Source organism: Nostoc sp., assembly GCF_036919495.1.
Lineage (GTDB): Bacteria > Cyanobacteriota > Cyanobacteriia > Cyanobacteriales > Nostocaceae > Nostoc.
In genome coordinates this window covers 59899-78568 of the sequence record NZ_JBALBZ010000150.1, presented here as the reverse complement: position 1 = coordinate 78568, position 18670 = coordinate 59899, and the positions used below count along the sequence as shown (strand labels likewise).

The window sequence follows — 18670 nt, the reverse complement described above, 5'->3', positions numbered from 1 at the left end:
CGAAACAGGAGTATAGATCAGTTGCTAAAGCTTTCTCCAGAATCTCCTCTATTTATTGTATTAATTATTATTAGTTTCCTAGTAGTAACTTTGTCAACTTGGCTCTCATCTAAACCATTCGTTTTAAAACCATTTGGGCTTAATGATATTATGCAGCTACTCACCTTACAATTATTTATTTCTTTGTTGTTAGAGCGTTCTTTAGAAGTTTTTATAACTACTTGGCGCGGCCCATTTGTTGAACAATTAGATATTAGTATTCAACAAAAAAAGGCTTTACTATCGGAAAAGATGAGACTTACGGAAGTACAACAAAACCAATTCCCTTCTTTAGAATCCAATCAAATGAGTGGACTCCCACCTGAAGGAATGAGTTTAGAGCAGCAAATCATCCAAAACTTTACACAAAACCAACAAGAACCGTTAAAAATATTCAAGCCGCAAATTGATGATATAAATGAAAAAGAACGCCAGAAAACAGCATATAAATCTGATACACGAATAATTGCTCTATGGACATCCCTTTTATTTGGTCTTTTAATGAGCGCAATAGGTATTCGCTCAATCGAGCCACTTGTAGTTGTTGATTTAGATAATCCAATACAAGTAGTTATTTTCCGTTGTTTAGATGCATTGCTGACAGGAGGTTTAATTGCAGGAGGTAGCGAGGGAATTCATAAGATTATAAAAGTTTTTATCGACTTTATGGAAGCTACATCTAAACAAATAAAAAATCAGGGATCATCTTGATTAAATAAAACATTTTTCTTTTAAATATTGTAACTACTATCTATGAGAATTACAGTAATTTTCATTTTAAATAAATAGTGTTATCTTCCCATAGATAATCTTTAATATCTACAGAAATTTTGTTTAAATTGCTTAATAAATTTGCTTCAAATACAACTCTCACTCCTTCATTTTCCAACTTATTTTTTTGCTGGTTAACATAATCTATCAAATGACCTTTAGAGTCTAATATTCTATGTAATGGATAATCAGCCGCCGAGGTCTTTTTCAGGTATGTAGGAATAACTCTTAAATAACTATTATCTACTCCTATACCTTTGATGATCTGTTTATATGTAACTACTTTCCCAGTTGGAATTTTGATGATGAAATTTAGGAATCGTTGATATGGATTTTCAGATAATGCTGGAAATTTATTAGCTTGAACTTGAAAACTACTACCAACCTGGATTTTACCTGATTTAATAACTACGCCTAAAATCCCTCTTTTCCCTTGGATGCTCTTTAATGATTCTACCAAGTGGGCTATTCGCTTACACGGTTCGCAATGAAAAGTTAGGCGAATTGCCGCACCACTTTCAAAGGTTACCAGAGAACCAGAGATAAAATTATCAAATTCTATCCCTGTAACCACAATATTTTCTCGTAATTCTCCTGGTTTAATTGATAAATTTAAAATGTCTTCATAACTAACAATTAAAACTTGCCTTGGACTTATAGGATCGGCATTAATATCTCCTTCTATACCATGACCTACTTTTAAATTTAATGTTTTAAGCTCTACCATCGCAGAGCCTGGTTTAGCCTTAGTGAAAAGATGCGTTATTGAGAGAGCCATATTTATTCGGTGGCGCGATCAATTTGCAAATCAGTAATGGGAGAGCGATCGCTATTGGTTGAATCTTCTCAAGCGTGGCTTATAATTTTTTCCTTAATTAAAAGTTGAGTGTTCAATGATTAAAAATTTTTTTACATATCCTATTGGTTTAATTCAACTTTTATGCGGGAATTGCATAAAAGTTGAATTATCTAGATGAGATTAGTCAATGAGTTGTGGGGTAGGAATTTGCGTATCAATATCTGCTTGAGAGAAATTGGGAAGTAACCAGCTGCTCTCACCTGCCTTGAATACTTTGGCAGGTTCAACATTCAATTCAATTGCACCAGTGAGTGGATTGGTTCTTGCAATAGACTGTGTACCATCCACAAACTTGACGGCGATTGCTTGAGCTAGTTGTTGTGGTTGAGCGTTCTGGCCTAGAACCACTTGAGAACCTGCGGGTAAGTAAATGCCATCGCAATCCCAATCGTCATCTGTGATTGTTCCTGCGCCCAGGAAGTAGAGTTGGGTTGGAGATTTTTTTGGTTTATTGGCATAGACAGCCAACGTTTTTCCTGTTTCATTGCGGCACTGCGCCCGCTTTCTAGCTGTTTCTATGACATTTTTCTGAAGCTGCAATTGTGCCAGTCGCTTCTGGAATTGCTCAGGTGTATAGCCAGCTTGCTCAGGTGTATCCTTTACAGTTAGAAGTTGATTGAGCGCCTGAGTTACCTCAGCATAGTCTGCCCCCTTAGTAAAATCTTTGCCCGCCCAAGAGGGTTGAGCAATTACGAGGTTTGCCATCAACACGAGAGCGACAAGAACAATTTTGAGAAACTGCATATTTTTCTGCTTTTTTTGAAATTAGTGTTCAGTGCTACTGAAACTTTACCAGATTTCAAAACTTTGAAATATGTCTTTAATTCAAGCGTTAGATGATTAATACCAATTTTTAATTCTGGATTCAACGATCAAACCCTTAACTGAGTTATCGCAATATTGCCGGAAAAACATACATCTACATCGCTACCAGGAGTGCGATCGCGTTTACCATATTCGCCTACATAATAAAAATTATCGCCTTCAATTCGATAGTTGACAGGCAAAGGTCTGCTACAGGGTTGGCAAAACACTATCTTAGGATGTGGTTCTCCTGGTAGCAGATTCGGCAAGTTCACATTCCAAAAGCTTCCTGGTTCTAGGGGACGCTTGAGTAAGTCAGCTAAAACTTCAGCTGTCAATTTTGCAGCCAGATCCCAATCAAAATTTTGCTTGGCTTTGCGATAGTGGGAAATAGCAATTCCGGGAATACCGTGCATTGCGGCTTCCCGCACAGCAGCCACTGTACCAGAAATGTAGACATCGACTCCCAAGTTGCCCCCAGCGTTGATACCTGAAAGCACAAAATTGACATCTGCGTTAATTTGTGTTATTGCAATTCTCACACAATCGGCGGGAGTGCCCGCGATCGCATACTCAGTCTCAGAACGTCGCTGGAGGTTGATGGCACGAGTGGTGGTAACTTGATGTCCACAGCCAGACTGATGATCGGCAGGAGCAGCGATAATAGCATTTTTGCCGTTTACAGCTTTCAGCAGCGCTCGGATGCCGGGAGCATCAATACCGTCGTCGTTAGTTAAAATTATGGTCATGTATTGATATAAATTTAGCTAAAAATTCCGAAAAATGCAGATATCAACCCATCAATGGGTACAGCAGGAAAAGCTACTTGCAGATATGAAAAAATGTGCTTAATTCTACCAAAAATATTGATTATACGATATTATTTCTAGATGGTTTGCAAATTCCGCCCTAAGTTTTTGGGTTAATTCCCAAAATGGGCGGTATTTCTTGTCAATTTAATGCTTGCAATCGCCCTCAGAACAAGTTTGTGCAATCAAAAAATCCCGTAAAATATATATCTGCTGCCAGTTGCAGAAACTTGATACTGGAGAAAACTGGGAACTAGGTGATTTTTGCAGTGATTCTGTAGTATTTTTGGTGCAAGTCTGTCTTAGGGATCACACGATGAAACAGCTCCTCAAACAAGTATTTAACAGTCAAAAACACCTCATCCGGCTAATTCTTCCTTTGGTGACGGTTATTTTAGCAGCCTGGCTGTTTGCCGCACCTGCTTTTGCGACAGGTGTGAATCAAATACCCAACCTCACACCAAGGAATAACACCTGGGTTTTAGATCAAGGTGAAGTAATCAGCCGTCTGAATGAAGGTAAGATTAACAGCGCTTTCGAGGATTTGGCAAAGCAAACAGGTAAGGAAGTTAGAATTGTTACTGTTCGTCGCCTCGATTACGGTGAAACACCGCAAAGCTTCACCAAAGAACTGTTTGAAAAATGGTTTCCGACAAAAGAAGCCCAAGCTAATGAAACCTTATTGGTTATTGACACAGTTACCAATGGTACTGCCATTATTACTGGGGATCAAGTTAAGCCAATGCTTACTGACTCTATTGCCGAGAGTATAGCTACGGAAACAGTAAGTGTGCCGTTACGCAATGGTAACAAATACAATCAGGCATTTTTAGATGCAAGCGATCGTCTTGTTGCTGTCCTCTCTGGCAAAGCCGATCCAGGGCCACCCCAAATCGCTGACAATGTACAGGTAGAAGGAACTTTCAAGAAAGCAGGGGAAACTGACCAAGGTAACGCTACGGCTTGGGTAGTAGGATTGTTAATTGCCGCCACCGTTATCCCAATGGCGACTTACTATATCTATCAGATAAATCAGCCATCATCTAATGGGTAATGGGAGAGTTAGGAGTGAGGAGTTATGAATTTTTAACTCTTAACTCCTCACTTTTAACTTTAATCTTGAACATACTCTTGCCCTGTAACTAAAGCTACCTCAGCCCTGACAAATTCTCGACCCAAATAAGCTGCATGATCTAATTGAGTTACAGGAGAGGGCTGAGTTTCTTCAAAAATCTTCACGCAAAGTTGTTTCGCCGTCCTCGCGCTAAAAACTGTAGTATGAGTTCGTTCTACCTTTTGTCGTGCCGGAATTACCTTCCCCGTTTCGGGATCAACAGCTAAACCGCGATCGTCAATGACATTTGTGAAATGCTTGGCATAAATTAACCCGGCATCTCGATCCAAGTAAATAATAAAATATCCACCGGGATCAAGGTCAATATGACGCTGGGAAAGTTTATCATCAATTGCAGCTAAATTTTCAACCATCAAATCCATAAGCATTCTAAAAAGAAATTTCTTTCTTGAGGGTTTTTTCACTCTATATCAAGTGTAATTCGTCGTTCACCCTCTGCCTTAGCAAACTTTTAAGAATCTCGGTTACAAAATGGCAACTCTGCATTAATCGCCTCAATCTCCTGCTGCTCGATTTGATTCACTTCCTTAATATAGGGAAGTAAAATTTGTCCTAAACGATTATTGTAAAATCGGTGCAGGCTATGATTGGGCATAGCGGGGAAACCACGGCGTTTTTTGTGACGCCCGCCCGCGCCAGGATCAAAAAGTTGGATATTGTTAGCGATCGCCCACTCAATCGGCGCATAATAGCAAGCATCAAAATGTAAGCAATCTATTTCTTGAAAACTTCCCCAATAGCGTCCATAGAGTTTGTCATCTTTAAATAAACAAAAAGACATTCCTAAAGGATGAGAGTTATCTTCTTCGCTATATGCAGCAACAAACAAGACTCGATGGCGATAATCGGCGTGTAACTGCTCAAAAAACCTCCGTGTGAGATACTTACTACCCCACCAGCCAAACTTATCACAGGTGTCAGCATAGAACTGGTGCATCAAGGGAAATAAAGACTGAGGAATTTCATCACCAGTTAGAGGTTGCAATCGTAAACCAGCTTTTTCCACAGCTTTGCGTTCCCGCTTGATGTTGCGGCGTTGATTGGCGTTGAAAACTTTCAAGTAGTCATCAAAAGTTTTAAATCCAGCATTTTCCCAGACGAAGCTGTGGTGCAGCCAAGTTGTAAAACCATGCCGTTCCAGCATTGGACGCCATTGGGGATCGACATAGAGAAAATGGCACCCAGAAATTCGATTTTTGGCGCAAAAAGTGTCAATTTCATGCACCATAATCGCGGTGATTTCGTCTTCATCTTCTCCTGGTGCAATTAAGAACCGATAGCCTTCTGCTGGGGTAAATGGTGTCATTCCCAGCAATTTTGGGTAATATTGAACTCCGATGCGATCGGCTAACTCTGCCCATTGGTGATCGAAAACAAATTCACCAGAACTATGTCCTTTGAGATAAAGTGGCGCAGCAGCAATCAGCGTTCTATCTCGCCACAATGTTAAGTGATTAGGCAACCAACCAGTTTTAGCCGTAGCACTATGGGAGGTTTCAATATTGTTTAGCCACTCCCATTCTAAAAACGGTGTTTTGAGTGGCATTGCCAAAGCATTCCAGGCATTTTGGGGTACTTCAGCAATTTTGTTTGTCCAAACGACAGAATAGCGAGGCTTAAGTTGTTCCACTATTGTCTGGGTTTTTTTAGGGGAGTAGGGAGTGGGGAGTGGGGAGTGGGGGAAGAGGAGCAGGGGGCAGGGGGTAAGGGGGAGAATAAAAAAATTAGCTCTTTACTCCTCTGCTCCCTGCTCCCTGCCCCTCTGCCTCTTCCCCATGCCCAATCCCCAATAACTTTACTTAGCGTAATCTAATCTGCTGATCGTTGCAGGCGATAGTGCAAAAACACTTCTTGCTCAACTGTATGAACTTCTAGAAGTTGCAGCTTGGGAGCTAAATCGGGTAAAAATCCTTTCCCATCTACAGGAGTGGGTGCAGTATTACCACCTAAAATCAACGGACAGACAGTCAGGCATAATTCATCAATTAAATCTAATCCCAGCAAGGAAGCGACTAATTCACCTCCACCCAAAACCGCCAAGCGTGTTATATGTAGAGTGGCTAGATGCCTTAAAGCTGCGGAAATGTCTATTTCTCGCGTTGGTGTTTCAAAAACCAGAATTTGCTCGAATTCTGAAGAGCATTCCTTTGCTCTGGTTCCCATTGAGGAAAGCGTCCTTAAACGTCCTTTCCATGAAACTGCTCCTTCTGTTGTCGTGAGTAGCCAGCGTCTAAGTGGTTGCTTAAAAAACTTAATTTCCGGATTGAGGTTTGCAGAGTGTGTAGTCACTATATGAACTGGCTGCGGAGGCTTCCCTTCTTGCGCCCGAAGTTGCACTAGAGTTGGATCTGATATAGTAAGTGTTGTTCCGTAGGCCCGCAGAGTGCCAGCACCGAATAAAACCGCATCACAGGCAGCGATTTGTTTTTCTAAGTGTGCTTTATCAACCCTTGAGCCAAAGCGAGCAGGCGATCGCCTAAAATCTCCTATTTTACCATCTGCACTCATTGCTAAAACAACTGTAGTGTGAGGACGATGTTGCAACATTAAATTGATTTTAGATTTTGAATATTTTCTTTGCTAGTGTGTAGATTCCAAAAAAAAATCCATGCCTGCAACCTACTCTTTTACAACTTTACCACTGTATTGATATGCAATCCAAACAGCTTTTGAATCTAGCATATATTAGTTTTGGTATACCATGTTTCTTTTTGAATCATAGCAATTTGTTAATTTTAAACATTGAAAATAAAATTCTGATTATTTAATAAAATGTCTCATCTAGCTCATCTAATTACATATCTTTGCTGTTGTGGTTTGCAGATGCAAAGTGAGACACTCGATGACTAATCACCGCCAATCTTCGTTTCGTCGAATTTTAGTAACGAGAATACTGCTTCTGTTCGTTCCAGTTTTACTTATAGGCGAGATTGTTGCCTTGAATAAGGCACGCTCTAGCATATTGGGAACTGCACGTCAGAATTTAACAGAAAGCGCTATCAGTAAAGGTGAGAGAATTGGAGATGCGATCGCTATCTTAAAAGCTACTTTACTGAGTGTAAGTAAAACAACGGTGATTCCGTCAAATTCGCCTATACAAGAGCAAGAAATTCTCACGCAGCTAAGGCAACAACTTCCAGCCAGTATTGAATGTATCCAATTAACGAATCTGTTAAGCCAGAAAATAGTTGCTAGTAGCTGTGGGGATCAAGCAATTGCAGAATTGACATTACCTTTGCCTAGCGACGGAATTGATGTCAAAGCAATCTTTCCGCCGAAAGCAGGAATAACTGGAAAAAGAAACACACAAAATCAATTGCAAGTAGTGTTATCTGCACCAGTCTCCGATAGCCGAAAAAATTTGGTTTACAGCTTAAGTATTCAGTCTGCATTATCTCAACAAACCAGAAATCCGCCGGGATCGCTTACAGGCGCTATGGTAGTGATTGCTGAAGATGGCACAATTTTGGCACACCCATTCACAGACTGGGTGGGAACTAATATTAATCAGCACCCAAATGCTTCTCAACTCAAGAGCATAATTAAAAATGCAATTGCGGGACAAAACAATTCGATAAATTTGTCTTTTACACAGGATAACGAATTAGTAGCTGGTTATACGGCTATTGCCAATCCACTTACTCAACAGCAACAGCAAAAATGGATAGTCTTAGCTGTTACTAGTGTCAATAATGCGCTTTTTGGTTTAGAGGAAATCAAACTCATTCTTATCGTTTTGACAGTTGGTTTGATTGGTGCAAGTTTGTTAGCATCTTTATATCTAGCACCTTACTTAGCACGCCCTGTAGAAGAATTGCGAGACTACGCTCTAAATATTCACTCACACCACGCTGCACAACCAGTTCCGCACAATTTTCAAATCCGGGAATTCAATCAACTGGCCCAAGCATTAGACCAAATGGTAGAACGGCTCAAAGCTGGGTCAGAAGAACTGGAAATAGCTTGGAAAGAAGCAAAAAGTGCTAACCAGATTAAAAGCCAGTTTTTGGCTACAACTTCCCATGAATTGAGAAACCCATTACATACTATTATTAACTGCATTCGCCTGGTTGAAGAGGGCTTATGTGATAGCCGCGAAGAAGAAATGGAGTTTCTCAAACGTGCCGATGAAACAACAATTCACTTGTTAGGTATTATTAATGATTTACTCGACATTTCTAAAATTGAAGCAGGTAAGCTTTCTGTAGTCACCACACCTCTTGACCTCCGGCAAATATTGTTAGAGGTGATTAACTTACAATCAGTTAATGTTCAACAAAAGGGCTTGCAATTGAAATGCGAGTTAGATCCTCAAGCAATACCAATTAAGGCAGATGCGGCAAAACTGAGGCAGGTGCTAATTAATGTTATCGGCAACGCCACTAAGTTCACCGACACAGGAAGCATCACCATTGCTACAGAAATCCAACATAGTAATGGTAAATCTCAAGTGGCGATCGCTGTCAAAGATACAGGTATAGGAATTGATCCCACTCAACAGCACAAACTATTTCGTCCCTTTGTGATGGTGAATGGCACAACCAGCCGCCAGTTTGAAGGGACTGGACTGGGACTAGCAATTTCACGGAACTTAATCGAACTCATGGGAGGCAGCATTACTCTTGAAAGTACGGGACTTCATCAAGGTACGACGTTGAAAATTACCTTACCTTTGATTGATATCTCGCTGTTACCTATTCCCAAGAAAGAAGAAAATGTAGGGGATCTTGGATTTTCCTCTGTGAATGATGCGGCAAAAGCAATTCACTACCCTAGCCTACAGGAGTCTGGGAGAAGTCCCTCTTTGGGGAGCAACAAATCTGTAAAAGCAGGTGGAGACAAAGAGAAGCCCTCAAAGTTCCAGGTCTTACTGGGAAACGAGACTTACGAGATTAGTCTTTCGCCCCAGCAAACTCTCTTGGTAAGTCTTCCAAAAGGGGGAGTTTGTGCGGATATTCTTTTAAAGAGGTAATTTTGTCAACGCCTTCAAGCAATTAAACAAGAGTTGTTCTAGGAAAGGATTCGGCGATCACTTGATCGTATTTTTGGGCCACGAGAGAAAATCTGTCACGCTCGAACTGCTTGAATGCATCGTGAACAATGGTCGAGTCAACTGTCATTGGTTACTTATGCTCCTTATCATTCAGAAAAACAGGTTGGCCGCCTTGGTTAAGAGATACTGTTAAAGCAGCAAGAATTTCTACTAACTCAGCGCCTACCCAGCCAGACGAAACCTCTGAGGGAGTATTGTTAAGAACAGAGACAACAAAGCAGGAGCAAACTCGCCCCAATGGTTCCCCTGGCTCTAATTCCAGCACCACCTGCTTTTGATTTACTGGAATAAATTGATTCCCCTGCTGTTGAAACTCTCCATGTAGTAGGGTGAGAGGTGATGATTGCGACATTTCATCAAAAATCAAACTACCAAGGCTGCCCACAATCCCCAGGCGTCGCTGCTTATCAGGATTTAGCCAGCACAAGTGAATATAAGCTTGAAAGTTTTCTGGATATGTCAGTCTTAGCCATACTAGGTCAGCTAGTCCTTGAGATGAGGGGGAATAAATATTAATTGACTCCCTCATCTCCCCCTGCTCCTCACCTCCCTGTAGCCACACTGTACCCGTTGCTTGTACTTTCACAGGGGTCTGTCCTAGCCAAGCGTTAAAGATAGCAATATCGTGAATAGCTAAGTCCCACAGTGCATCAACATCTTGCCGAACAGGCCCCAAATGGGTGCGGGTGGCGTAGCCATAGCGTAAATCACCTAATTTACCCGCTTGTACTACAGTTTTTCCTCGCTCAACTGCTGGGTGAAATAAATAAGTATGGTCAACCATAAGTATTAAATGATGCCGCTCTGCTAACTGGCAAAGTTCCCGACATTCTGCTGGGTTAAGAGTTAGGGGTTTCTCAGCTAAAACATGGTATCCCTGTTGGAGAGCGTCTTTAATTAAAGCATAGTGGGTGGTAGCTGGAGTTGCGATCGCTACCCCTGTCAACCCTGGAACTTTCTTTAAATCCTCCCACTGGGTTGTTAATACTACACTATTGTCTAAATTAAACTGCTGTTTTATCGCCGTTAATCGTTCTGGGTGGGGGTCTACTACAGCAACTACATCTACTTGGGGATGTGCTAAAAAATTCCGCAACAGATGCACTCCCCAACGCCCAACTCCGATAACAGCAATTTTAATTTGGTTTGTCATTAGTCATTAGCCATTAATCATTAGTCATTAGTATGCAAGGGACTAGGGACAAATGACCACTGACAACCAACTGATTATCAGTTTATCAGCCGTATTTTTGCTTCAGGGTATTTCCGGTTGAGGAATTGCTAAAAAGGCTACTTTAGCTGCGGCTTGTTCAGCAGTTTTGATTGAGCGTCCTTTACCAACTCCAAGCTTGTTTCCGTGCAACCACACTTCAGCTACGAAACGTTCTTGATTGCGGTGCGGTTGAGTCATTTCTACAACCCGATACTCTGGTAAAACTTTAAATTGTGCCTGAGTCCATTCTTGGAGAGCAGCTTTGTAATTAAGTCTGGCAGGATCGAGGCGAATTTCTGTCGTTAGTTCTTGGAAGTGGGGATCTAGCCAAGAGCGGATCAGTTCCAGATTTTGAGTACTTAAGTAAAGCGCACCCAGAACTGCTTCAAAGGCATCTGCCAATCGTGACTCTTGACCAACTTTATCGGCGGTAGCACTACCAGCGACTAGTAAGTATAACTCTAAACCATAAACTCTGGCCAATTGGGCGAGGATGCGATCGCTCACCAACACCGAACGAATTGCCGCAAAATCCCCTACTGGACAATCAGGATAATTTTCCCATAACACAACAGCCGACACCAGGCGCACCACTGCATCGCCAACAAACTCTAGTTGTTCATAATTTGCCGAATCAGAGACAGTAGGATGAGTTAGCGCTAAATCCAGCAGTTCCCACTTTATAGGTGCTTCTAGCGACAATCCTAATTTTTGGACTAAACTTTCGAGTTGCCGTTGACGGCGTGGATAGGCAAGGGGCATTACATGACAAGGGGAAGGGGGCAGGGGGCAGGGGGCAGGGGGCAGGGGGCAGGGGGCAGGGGGCAGGGGGCAGGGGAGGCAGGGGAGGCAGGGGAAAAATACTTACTTCTAACTCCGAACTTTGAACTCCTAACTCCTAACTCCTAACTCCTAACTCAGCACTAAAAAATGGGGGAGAGAGCAGGACATAAGCCGGGTTCTGTTCTCTTGCGAGGGCAGTTATCTATCTGGGACGCTTGTTACCAAACGCCTCAAGCGGCTCTCATTGAGCGGAACTGGTAAAAGACCAACCGTAGTTCCTATCGCCTTGCTCCCAACCGGGGTTTACCGAGCCAGCACCTCTCGATACTGCTGGTGCGCTCTTACCGCACCTTTGCACCCTTACCAAACAATTTTGAATTTTGGATTTTGGATTTTAGATTTAATCCAAAATTTAAAATCTAAAATCTAAAATTGATTGGCGGTATCTTTCTGTGGCACTATCCTCACGATCGCTCGCACTGGACGTTATCCAGCAAGTTTGGTCTTTCGGGAGTCCGGACTTTCCTCAAACCAGTAACTATGACTGATCTGCAACCGCCTGCGCCTACTCTCTCCTTAGATCCAGTGTAATCTTTGGAAGTCCATAGTATGTTGACATGGCATTACTTTTTTTTATTCCAAGGTAGAGCGTAAGTCCAAGGTAGTTTCCTGACTGTGAAAGGACAATTGATAATGCTAATGGGAGGAAAATCACGACCTGGAGCTAGACCTAAACGCACCTCAGATATCCGTAGCACCAGTTGCAGGGAAAAGTCCAACTCTTTTCTTCTGTTCATAAAGTCGTTGTACAATTTTTTTTGCCCTTTTTGCAGCCCGTTGATATCAATTAGTGGTTTTTTTGCTGAATAGGTTCCAGCTACTTGATCGCGCTCGAATACATCTTCTGCTGTCACCGTTTCAGAAAGTGTTTTCTTGGGAGCAATCAGGCTAGGACTTTGGGGTACTGCTAAGTCACGAGTTAAGTCTGGTGATTTCCGAATTACGCGGCGCGATTGCTTGCTATGTTCAACTACTAAAGAACTGTTGTCCCAGTCAACATATACAGCAATATTTTCAGATTTATTTTCAATGCTAATTCCTAAATCTTTCAAATCGTCAATTGGGTATGAGGATTTTAGTTTAAAGGAAATTCCAATTTTGTCGTCAAGATTGTTTTCTTTGAGTTGCTCGTCAACGATTCCTTTTTTAAACTCAAACTTAATTTGATCATCGATGGATTCAACCATGCGGTTAAAAACGTATGAAACACCGATAATATAAATCGTTAAAACTACTAAATTCTGGTCGCTACTCCTCATAAGTTAAAATATTAACTCCTGATGCTAATGAATGTATATTTGGCTCATTATCCATCTACAATTTTTAATTACGTTTAATTGTTACAGAATTTTGCAGCCAGCCTCGCTGCCAAAAAAAGAATAACAAACCAAATGCGATCGCTGCCATCACTGCCAAGCAAATTGGATAGCCCCAATAGAAATTCAACTCAGGCATATTATATGGCGATTTTTCAGTATTGAAATTCATACCATATATTCCGGCCACAAAAGTCAGTGGAATAAAAATTGTTGAAACTACCGTTAGTACCTTCATGATTTCATTCATTTTGTTGCTTACTGCCGAAAGGTACACATCCATTAATCCAGATGCTAGTTCTCGGTAAGTTTCCACCATATCCATTACTTGCACCGTATGGTCATAACAATCTCGCAGGTAGATTCGCACTTCTTCACTAATTAAATCGGGAGCATCTCGAATTAAAGAATTAATTGCATCTCGCTGGGGCCAGATAGCACGACGTAGTTGCAGTAATTCCCGCCTAATTTGATAAATATTTTGTAGTGTTTGCGGAGTAGGTTTAATTATTACTTCCTCTTCTAACTCTTCGATTCGCTCCCCATAAAGCTCCAGTACTGGGAAAAAGCCATCAATAATCGCATCTAACACGGCATAAGCTAAATAATCGGCTCCCTGTTTGCGAATAGTACCTTTGTTTTTTTCAATTCGCGATCGCACCGCTTCAAAGCAATCATGTTCTGGTTCTTCTTGTACTGTCAGCAAATAATTTTTACTTAATACCAAACTCACTTGTTCGCTGTGAAAACCACATGTTCTTTCCTTTGGTACTACCATGCGGGCAATGAATAGCAATTGGTCTTCATAATCCTCTGTTTTGGGGCGTTCCGGTACATTAACGATATCTTCTAAAACTAGAGGATGTAACTCAAAAACCTTACCTAATCGTTGTAATATGTCTTGACTACCTAAACCTTGTACGTCTACCCAAGAAATCGATTCCCTCTCCAGATATGGGATACATTCTTCTGGAGTTGCTATTTGCTCACGGATGAAATTGGTTTCGTTATAGTCAATCAAGAAAATTATCGGTGGTGGAGCATCTGCATCAATAAAAATGGTTCCAGGTATAGTTCCTGGTTGGTGATAGAACTCATCTTCATATAACTTAGTGACGATTTTGGGAAGGCGACTCAGTTTTCGTGCCATGCAATATTACCTAATAGTTATTAGTCATTTTTCATTAGTCATTAGTAAAAATCATTGACTAATGGCTAATAATCGGTTAAATGTAATTTTACAAAAACTAATACAAATACGGCAATTTCTAGATTAAGTAATTATTTAGGTTGCTAACTTGGTCATCAGCATTTTGTTGGTAGTGAGTTGTATTTATAACTAACTACTGAAAAGTTTCATAATTACAGCTATTTTTAGTTGTAAGGGCACAGCAATGCTGTGCCCCTACGATAAGTGTGGTTTAAATAGATGAAAACTGCTGTAAGTTTATTTACGTTCAGTGAGTTACCAGCAATACAGATAACATATTGCTTCTGAATCAGCAATGGTAAGTATAAAAAAACAGTTTGCCTTAGTAAGACAAACTGCTAAAAAAATATTTATCTGGGTGAGCAAAAGTTAGAACATGCCCATGCCGCCCATGCCGCCCATGCCGCCCATGCCACCCATGCCGCCCATGCCGCCCATGCCGCCCATATCAGGAGCAGCAGCTGCGGATTTCTTCTCCGGCTTTTCAACAACGATCGCTTCGGTGGTTAAGACCAAACCAGCAATGGAACCAGCGTTTTGCAAAGCTGAACGCACGACTTTGGCAGGGTCAATAATACCAGCAGCAATCAAGTCTTCAAATTCACCAGTAGCGGCGTTGTAGCCAATGTTGAAGTCGCTCTCCTGAACTTTCGAGACAATTACAGAACCTTCAGCACCAGCGTTGTCTGCTATTTGGCGCAAGGGGGCTTCTAGCGCTCGTTCGACAATATCAGCCCCAATTCTTTCTTCGTCATTTTGTAGAGTTTTTTTAATCGCTTCTACCGCCTTAGCTAAGTGAATTAGAGTTGTCCCACCACCAGGAACAATACCTTCTTCCACAGCAGCTTTAGTAGCGTTCAGCGCGTCTTCAATTCGCAGTTTACGGTCTTTGAGTTCGGTTTCGGTTGCCGCACCCACTTTAATCACTGCCACGCCGCCAGCGAGCTTGGCGATGCGTTCTTGCAGTTTTTCTTGATCGTATTCAGAATCAGTTTCTTCCAACTGTCTGCGAATTTGACCAATCCGCTTTTGTACTTCTGGCTTGGTGACACTACCAGCGACAATTGTGGTACTTTCTTTGTCAATAGTGATTTTGCGGGCAGTTCCCAGTGCTTCTAGAGAAGCCGTATCTAGACTTAAGCCGATTTCTTCAGAAATCAACTGTCCATCGGTGAGAATAGCAATATCTTCTAACAAAGCTTTGCGGCGATCGCCAAATCCAGGTGCTTTGATTGCAGCTACGGTTAGTACACCCCGTGCTTTGTTCACTACCAAAGTTGCCAAAGCATCACCTTCGACATCTTCAGCGATAATCAGCAAGGGCTGACCAGAACGGGCGACTTTTTCCAAAATCGGCACTAAATCTTGGATGCTGCTGATTTTTTTGTCAGTAACCAAGATGCGAGCGTTTTCAAATTCCACGATTTGGCGCTCGTTGTTGGTGACAAAGTAGGGAGAAATGTAACCCCTGTCAATCTGCATCCCCTCAACTACTTCTAGTTCGGTGGTTAGGGATTTAGATTCTTCAACGGTAATTACACCATCTTTGGTGACTTTTTCCATTGCTTGGGCTAACATTTGGCCAACTTCTTCATCGTTACCAGCAGAGACAGTGGCAACTTGAGCGATCGCACTTCCTTCTACTGGCTTGGCTATCTTGGCAATTTCTAGTACCAGTGCCTCAATAGTTTTGTCGATCCCGCGTCTCAAGCTGACTGGGTTACTACCCGCCGCTACGTTCTTCAAACCTTCCCGAATCAAGGCTTGTGCTAAAACTGTGGCGGTGGTTGTACCATCCCCAGCGACATCTTTAGTTTTTGAGGCCACTTCCTGGATGAGTCTTGCACCAGTATTTTCCAAAGGATCTTCTAATTCAATTTCCTTGGCAACAGTGATACCATCGTTGACAATTTGAGGTGCGCCAAATTTTTTCTCTAAAAGGACATTGCGACCTTTGGGCCCCAAGGTGATTTTTACGGCATCGGCAAGGGCGTTAACACCCCTTTCTAGAGATCGCCGCGATTCCTCGTCAAATGCAATAATTTTCGCCATGTTTTATTTCTCTAGCGCTTCCATTAGACAATTTAGCACTCACAGCGCCAGAGTGCTAATCTTCCAAGCGGCTCAAGTTACAAATGGAAATAAAAAAAATTGATTAATATACAGGTGATGCTCATATTACATACAGGCAGTAATGCTTGAATTGGGAGATGAATCTATACAACTCCCTTAAGTCCCTCGGTATTGCCGACCCTAGCGGCACCGGCTGGTTGGCGGTAGTATTTACGTTTCTTTTGGCTTGCGTTGTAACGTGGTGTTTAATTCCGACAGTACGCAAATTCGCCTTGCGGGTAGGTTGGGCTGACCAACCCAACGCCCGGCGGCTCAACCGAGAACCTTTGCCCAATGCAGGGGGGCTGGCTATCTACGCGGGTGTGATTGCCGCACTGATATTAGCTAGCCTTTTACGACCTATCGAACTCCAAAACGTATTGGCTCAGGTACTCACTATTCTGTTGGGGGGTTCGATATTAGTCCTTGTGGGCTTTATCGACGATCAGTTCGGCTTACCGCCCTCTGTTCGTTTGTGGGCGCAAATTCTTACGGCACTGTTACTGGTAGCTAATGGCATCAGTATTCATGTTATGTTTGGTACTCCCATAGACTCGCTCCTGTCTATGTCGTTAACAGTACTTTGGGTAGTAGGAATTACTAATGCCATCAACTTGATGGATGGTATGGATGGTTTAGCGGGAGGAATCAGCTTTATTACCGCCATGAGTTTGTTGGGCGTTGCAGCCCAGTTTAACAATCGTGCAGCAGCAATCTTGGTATTAGCAGCCTTGGCAGGTGCTGCACTGGGCTTTTTACGTCACAACTTTCATCCCTCGCGGATCATTATGGGTGATGCTGGAGCATACTTTTTCGGCTATGTACTGGCGGCAACTAGTATTTTAGGTAGGCTGCAACAAAACACAGTTTATGCGCTAATTCCCACGGTTTTATTTCTGTTGTTGCCAGTACTAGACACTACTCAAGTATTTGTGCGACGACTATTAGCAGGAAATAACCCTCTGAGTACTCCTGGCAAAGACCACTTGCACCACCGCTTACTTGCTTGGGGACTCTCACAGCGCCATGCTGCGTTCACACTTTGGTCAATTACCTTAGTTTTTAACTTGCTGGCTATGAGAATACAAGGCATGAGTTTAGCTGTGATGCTGACTACCGCCAGTAGCATTATCATTCTTTTGGGCTTTACTATCTGGCAAAGGATACGTCAACAGCCCTAATTCATTGTAGGGTAGGCATTGTAATGCTAGCCCTACTATGGTTTATTCAGTCCCCCAAAAATTCAAGCTTGAGTTAAATCTTATATTCCGCTCTTTGGAGAGCAGCAATTTTAAATTTGGCTTGCTAATTTTACAGGGGCTATTTGTGCGATGTCCAGCTACTATTTATAAGTGATCTATATCTATTTATTAGTTTTGTTTGAAAGGATTTTTTAAACTAATCTAACAGGTTATACTTGCTGAAAAGCAACATACGCTAAACAATTTAAAAATGGCAATAAATCATAATATTGGCGCAATCTAGGTATCGGCGCTCATATTTTTAGGGACTTCCAAATAAAAAAATGTTCCAAAACTGAGGCAAAAACTCTCTCTATTTCTTCTCTCTGCGTTCTCTGCGCGGCAGTCGCTCATGGGGGAAACCCCCAAGACCGCGCTGCCTTGTCTCTGTGGTTCGTTTCTTGGAATAATTTATTTCTTGGAAGTCCCTATGAACAATCGCTACCCCTCAATTATTTAGGCCATCACCATACCGCCATCGACATTAAAAACTTGTCCGGTGATGTAGTTGGCGGCGCGGTCGGCGGCTAGGAAGCGCACCATCCCAGCGACTTCTTCGGGTTGACCGAAGCGACCGAGTGGGATGTATTTCAGAATATCTTCGGGGTTGTTGAGATCGCTGGTCATATCGGTGGTGATGAATCCAGGGGCGACGGCGTTAACAGTGATGCCGCGAGTAGCTAGTTCTTTAGCAATACTTTTGGTAAAGCCGATTACACCTGCTTTGGCAGCGCTGTAGTTTGACTGACCTGGGTTGCCCATTTGCCCAGCAACGGAAGTAATGTTGATAATCCGCCCCGATCGCTGCTTGAGCATGATTTTACTGACGGCGCGTGTACATAAGAAAACACCAGTTAAATTAAGGTCTATTACAGCTTGCCAATCTTCTGGCTTCAAACGCAAAAGCAGGGTGTCGCGGGTAATACCTGCGTTGTTGACTAAGATATCCACACGGCTGAACTTTCCCATGACGGCGTTAACTAATGCGTCTACTTGATCGCCTTTAGAAACGTCTGCTTGGATAGCGATCGCCTGACCTCCCGCATTTGTAATTTCTGTAACAACTGCTTCAGCTGCCGCACTGGAACTGGCATAATTGACAACTGCGATCGCTCCCTGTGTAGCTAATTCAATTGCGATCGCTCGTCCAATCCCTCGTGATGCACCTGTGACAATTGCGACTTTATCTTGTAATAGTGTCATTTAATGTTCCTCAATCTTAGAAATACCGCGCTAATTATCTTATGGTGATTTAGGGAACATCT

General features: G+C 42.2%; 17 protein-coding genes and 1 other RNA gene. 4 read left to right on the top strand and 14 right to left on the bottom strand.

Features of this window, described 5'->3' with window-relative positions:
- Positions 1-21: 21 nt before the first annotated feature.
- Positions 22-750, top strand: coding sequence for a hypothetical protein (locus V7K25_RS21290; protein WP_335160443.1), 729 nt, complete (start codon positions 22-24; stop codon positions 748-750).
- A 61-nt stretch (positions 751-811) separates the two neighbouring features.
- Here the strand turns inward: V7K25_RS21290 and V7K25_RS21285 are convergent, their stop codons facing one another.
- From V7K25_RS21285 to surE, 3 genes are all read right to left on the bottom strand, one after another.
- Positions 812-1588, bottom strand: a complete 777-nt coding sequence (locus V7K25_RS21285) for an MGMT family protein (RefSeq protein ID WP_335160442.1) — start codon at positions 1586-1588, stop codon at positions 812-814.
- Between the two features lie 201 nt (positions 1589-1789).
- Positions 1790-2413, bottom strand: a complete 624-nt coding sequence (locus V7K25_RS21280) for a hypothetical protein (protein WP_335160441.1) — start codon at positions 2411-2413, stop codon at positions 1790-1792.
- 128 nt (positions 2414-2541) lie between these two features.
- On the bottom strand, positions 2542-3222 hold the full coding sequence (surE, locus tag V7K25_RS21275) for a 5'/3'-nucleotidase SurE (RefSeq protein WP_335160440.1): 681 nt from the start codon (positions 3220-3222) through the stop codon (positions 2542-2544).
- A 376-nt stretch (positions 3223-3598) separates the two neighbouring features.
- Here surE and psb32 point away from each other — a divergent pair, with 376 nt between their 5' ends.
- The gene (gene psb32, locus V7K25_RS21270; protein ID WP_335160439.1) at positions 3599-4336 is read left to right on the top strand and encodes a photosystem II repair protein Psb32; all 738 of its coding nucleotides are present in this window, start codon (positions 3599-3601) and stop codon (positions 4334-4336) included.
- Between the two features lie 59 nt (positions 4337-4395).
- Here the strand turns inward: psb32 and V7K25_RS21265 are convergent, their stop codons facing one another.
- The 3 genes from V7K25_RS21265 to V7K25_RS21255 all read right to left on the bottom strand — a co-directional run bounded on the left by V7K25_RS21265 (position 4396) and on the right by V7K25_RS21255 (position 6964).
- Positions 4396-4779, bottom strand: coding sequence for a DUF4346 domain-containing protein (locus V7K25_RS21265; RefSeq protein ID WP_335160438.1), 384 nt, complete (start codon positions 4777-4779; stop codon positions 4396-4398).
- 89 nt (positions 4780-4868) lie between these two features.
- A complete protein-coding gene (locus V7K25_RS21260; RefSeq protein ID WP_335160500.1) occupies positions 4869-6050 on the bottom strand; it encodes a GNAT family N-acetyltransferase in 1182 nt (393 codons plus the stop codon).
- 176 nt (positions 6051-6226) lie between these two features.
- Positions 6227-6964: a RibD family protein gene (locus tag V7K25_RS21255; RefSeq protein WP_335160437.1), complete on the bottom strand. Its 738-nt coding sequence runs from the start codon at positions 6962-6964 to the stop codon at positions 6227-6229.
- 295 nt (positions 6965-7259) lie between these two features.
- Here V7K25_RS21255 and V7K25_RS21250 point away from each other — a divergent pair, with 295 nt between their 5' ends.
- A complete protein-coding gene (locus tag V7K25_RS21250; RefSeq protein WP_335160436.1) occupies positions 7260-9389 on the top strand; it encodes an ATP-binding protein in 2130 nt (709 codons plus the stop codon).
- Between the two features lie 22 nt (positions 9390-9411).
- Here V7K25_RS21250 and V7K25_RS21245 read toward each other — a convergent pair whose 3' ends face one another.
- The 7 genes from V7K25_RS21245 to groL form a co-directional block, all read right to left on the bottom strand.
- Complete coding sequence (locus V7K25_RS21245) at positions 9412-9537, bottom strand: hypothetical protein (protein WP_335160435.1); 126 nt, start codon at positions 9535-9537, stop codon at positions 9412-9414.
- Between the two features lie 3 nt (positions 9538-9540).
- Entirely contained in the window at positions 9541-10623 is a 1083-nt protein-coding gene (locus V7K25_RS21240; RefSeq protein WP_335160434.1) for a Gfo/Idh/MocA family protein, read from the bottom strand.
- Positions 10624-10725: 102 nt separating this feature from the next.
- Positions 10726-11445: a ribonuclease III gene (gene rnc, locus V7K25_RS21235; protein ID WP_335160433.1), complete on the bottom strand. Its 720-nt coding sequence runs from the start codon at positions 11443-11445 to the stop codon at positions 10726-10728.
- Between the two features lie 173 nt (positions 11446-11618).
- An RNA gene (gene rnpB / locus V7K25_RS21230) (RNase P RNA component class A) lies at positions 11619-12038 on the bottom strand.
- Positions 12039-12089: 51 nt separating this feature from the next.
- Entirely contained in the window at positions 12090-12785 is a 696-nt protein-coding gene (locus V7K25_RS21225) for a hypothetical protein (protein ID WP_109007853.1), read from the bottom strand.
- Between the two features lie 64 nt (positions 12786-12849).
- A complete protein-coding gene (gene corA, locus V7K25_RS21220) occupies positions 12850-13992 on the bottom strand; it encodes a magnesium/cobalt transporter CorA (RefSeq protein WP_335160432.1) in 1143 nt (380 codons plus the stop codon).
- A gap of 429 nt (positions 13993-14421) precedes the next feature.
- Positions 14422-16104, bottom strand: coding sequence for a chaperonin GroEL (groL, locus tag V7K25_RS21215; RefSeq protein WP_335160431.1), 1683 nt, complete (start codon positions 16102-16104; stop codon positions 14422-14424).
- A gap of 158 nt (positions 16105-16262) precedes the next feature.
- Between groL and V7K25_RS21210 the strand changes: the two genes are divergently transcribed.
- A complete protein-coding gene (locus V7K25_RS21210; protein ID WP_335160430.1) occupies positions 16263-17345 on the top strand; it encodes an MraY family glycosyltransferase in 1083 nt (360 codons plus the stop codon).
- A gap of 516 nt (positions 17346-17861) precedes the next feature.
- Here the strand turns inward: V7K25_RS21210 and fabG are convergent.
- Positions 17862-18608, bottom strand: coding sequence for a 3-oxoacyl-[acyl-carrier-protein] reductase (fabG, locus tag V7K25_RS21205; RefSeq protein WP_335160429.1), 747 nt, complete (start codon positions 18606-18608; stop codon positions 17862-17864).
- Between the last annotated feature and the right edge of the window lie 62 nt (positions 18609-18670).